General features: G+C 33.6%; 5 protein-coding genes and 1 pseudogene. 2 read left to right on the forward strand and 4 right to left on the reverse strand.

The window, feature by feature from the left end; translation table 11 throughout:
* The coding region (locus DMP16_RS08835; protein WP_185957850.1) for a nucleotidyltransferase domain-containing protein at nt 1–446 on the reverse strand (446 nt) is incomplete at its 3' end.
* A complete protein-coding gene (thpR, locus tag DMP16_RS08840) occupies nt 406–990 on the reverse strand; it encodes an RNA 2',3'-cyclic phosphodiesterase (protein WP_069281608.1) in 585 nt (194 codons plus the stop codon). The genes thpR and DMP16_RS08835, both read right to left, overlap by 41 nt.
* Before the next feature lie 64 nt (nt 991–1,054).
* On the opposite strand from thpR, the gene DMP16_RS08845 reads away from it, so the two are divergent.
* A complete protein-coding gene (locus DMP16_RS08845; protein WP_069281606.1) occupies nt 1,055–1,576 on the forward strand; it encodes an AAA family ATPase in 522 nt (173 codons plus the stop codon).
* Nucleotides 1,569–2,003 (forward strand): RNA-binding domain-containing protein, encoded by a 435-nt coding sequence (locus tag DMP16_RS08850; protein WP_069281602.1) that lies wholly within the window; start codon nt 1,569–1,571, stop codon nt 2,001–2,003. The genes DMP16_RS08845 and DMP16_RS08850 overlap by 8 nt, the downstream gene beginning before the upstream one ends.
* Nucleotides 2,004–2,006: 3 nt before the next feature.
* Here the strand turns inward: DMP16_RS08850 and rnz are convergent, their stop codons facing one another.
* Nucleotides 2,007–2,882, reverse strand: coding sequence for a ribonuclease Z (gene rnz / locus DMP16_RS08855; protein WP_069281600.1), 876 nt, complete (start codon nt 2,880–2,882; stop codon nt 2,007–2,009).
* Nucleotides 2,879–3,044, reverse strand: a pseudogene (locus DMP16_RS11570) (RNA methyltransferase); the annotation flags it as partial. The pseudogene DMP16_RS11570 and the gene rnz, both read right to left, overlap by 4 nt.

A 3,044-nucleotide genomic window follows, 5' to 3' on the forward strand; every position in this document is an offset into this window, starting at 1 on the left:
TTGAGTAGTCTCACTTCATCTTTACCATTATTGTCTAGGTGTGATATAACGTATTGTGTATGAAATGGTGTTCTATCCACTGCAGTAATAGCTTGATCTCCTCTCTCCACTCTTAATGCTGGGACTATATCTACTTCTATTCCATTTACATTAACTATTACATAAGGATGTTCAGCGTATGCCAATACGTAGTTTAAATCTTTTATTCTATTTATTATATCTTTTAATGCTTGATTCTCTAAGTAATGTTTTCCTAACTCTTTAGGGTAAAATACGAATAAATCTATGTCTGTATCTTGTTTTAGCCAAGTTCCTTTTCTAAATGACCCTTCTATCTCGAAATCTAACCCTTTTAATCTTTCTTCTATTATTCTCAAGCTTTCTTTGATCTTTTCCTCATCTTCTTTAGATGGTTTGATTTGTGTTAATACTTCCTCCTCTATCAATTGATTTCACTTCAAATAGTTTATCATAAATAGGCCCTTTTGGAGTTAACGTACTTTTGAATAATATAACACTATTCACTTCAAACTTTCCAACTTCTGTAGTAGCATTGTCTTTGATAAGATCTATCAAATTTGTTATTGATCTGAAATCTTTAATTCTACCTAACGTTAAGTGAGGTACGAAATCTTTTTCGTCTTCTGGTCTTATTTTTCTCTTCAGCAACTCGTTGTATATTGTTTCTCTTATTTGTCTTAATTGTTCTTTACCTTCTGTTATACCTAACCAGACTACTCTTGGTTTGGTTATGCTAGGGAAGGCTCCTAGTCCCTTTAACGTTACATTAAATTTACCGAACTTTAATCCTTTCATTGAATCCTTCACGTCTTCTAGTCTATTATTGTCAACTTCTCCGAGGAATAGTAATGTTATATGAATATTATAAGGCTCTACCAATTTGATACTGGCTCCAGTATTTTTTAGCAATTCTAAAAATTCAACTATTTTAGGCATGTCTGGTATTTCAATACCTATGAAGAGCCTCATAATTTTTAAACCTCTACTTTAAGTTATCTGGTGGTCAAAAATTAAAGTCATTTTAGTAACTGGTATGCCTGGTTCTGGGAAAAGTGAATTCTCGAAGATCTTAAGGGAGAGAGGGGCTAAAGTCATAATCATGAGTGATGTGGTGAAGAAGAGATATGAAAAAGAGGCTAAGATAGGAGAAAGTTTAATGGATTTTGCTAAGAGATTAAGGCAAATTTATGGAGAGGGTGTGGTAGCAAGGCTTAGCGTTGAGGAACTCGATAGTAGCAAGTATGAGTTGGTAGGCTTTGATGGTGTCAGAAGTCTTGATGAAGTTGAGGAGTTTAAGAGGCTCTTAGGCAGTAAGACATATATTGTAGCTATTCATTCACCACCTAATATTAGATATAAGAGGATGATGGATAGGTCAAGAATGGACGATTCAAGAAATCTTTCAGATCTTTTAAGAAGGGATAGAGAAGAGCTAGGCTTAGGCATAGGCAGTGTTATAGCAATGGCAGATTATATGATAATTAATGACTCATCTTATGACGAGTTTAAAAGAAGGGCTAATGAAGTAATAGATAAAGTGTTAAAGAATGACTAGAGTTGTTGTAGAATGTGAAGTTAGACCATCAGAAGATTTAAGTAAGGTCTTAAGTGCAATTATTAATTTCTTCAATTACGATAAGATGAACGTAAGAGAAGAGGGAATAAGAAAGATTCTAGTCTTAGAGTCTAATACACTAAAGAGCTTAACGAAGTTTCACAGAGCGTTAAGAAATGAGAGAATCTTAGACTCAGCTAGAAGATATTTAATGAAGGGAATTATGGGTAATTCAATAAGTTTTATGATTCATAAGCAGGCTGCATCAGTTGGAGTTTTAAGCTTTGTCGATAGTGATAATGAATCTCCCTTAGGAGCCATAAAATTTTACATAGAACACTCTGACCCAAAAGCAGTGATCGACTGGCTGGCTCCTAAAACTGCACATGGAGTTCCATTATGGGATAATCCTATTCCTCCAGACTAACATTTATTTTATAGAAATGTATGATAGATCATCAGGTAAAATTGTATTATTGAATATTCTCTTAGTTTCTTTTAGGAACATTGTAGTATCTTCATATCTGGCACTAATATGAGTCAATGCTAATAGTTTTACGTTAGCTTCTAATGCTACTTTAGCTGCATCGATTGCGTTTGAATGACCATACGTATAAGCTGACGGTTCGTAAAGAAAGGTCGAGTCATGTATTAATAAATCAACACCTTTTACGGAATCAATTACTGATTGGCAAGGTGTTGTATCTCCCGTATATGCTACTTTTATACCCCTCTTTATGGTTAAGTAATCATCTGGTTTCAATATCTTACCGTTGTAATTTACTATATTACCTTCCTTTAATTGTCTAATTACTCTCCAGTCTTTTATCCCTTCTTTAACTAATTTTTCATTATCTATCTTTACCCTATCTTTCTCGCTTATAAAGAATCCCTGGGACTTAATCGTGTGGCAGGTCTTGAATGTTGATATTTTTATATCTGAGTCTTCATAACTATCTATAAATTCTAATTTGAAAGGTGGATAAAATTTTGAGTATTCAAAGGAATTATATAAGAACTCCTTGAGTTCTTTAGGTCCTATAAGGTATAATGGATCTCTTCTATCTAATAATCCCATAGTCGCTATTAATCCCAATAATCCGAATACGTGGTCTCCATGCATATGTGATATTCCAACTATTTTTATTGAATTTATTCCAAGTTTGTATTGCATTAAGGTATATTGAGTACCCTCTCCACAATCCAGTAGTATAGTATTTCTCTCTCTCTTGACTAAAAAAGCGGGTAGTCTTCTTCTTTTAGATGGAGATCCTCCACTAGTGCCTAAAAAATATACTTGGATCACCTTTTCTGCACCACATAAATTGCTCTAGTTAGACTCTTATGAGAATATAAGAAATGTATCTCCTTAAGCATAAAACTGTTTTCCTTTAACTTATCGGTGAAGTCAAACTTAGAGTCAGTTGCGAATACTAGAAAACTTCCCTTTTTTAATACTTCTGAGGCT

It is taken from the genome of Sulfolobus sp. B1, from assembly GCF_007050195.1.
Lineage (GTDB): Archaea > Thermoproteota > Thermoprotei_A > Sulfolobales > Sulfolobaceae > Saccharolobus.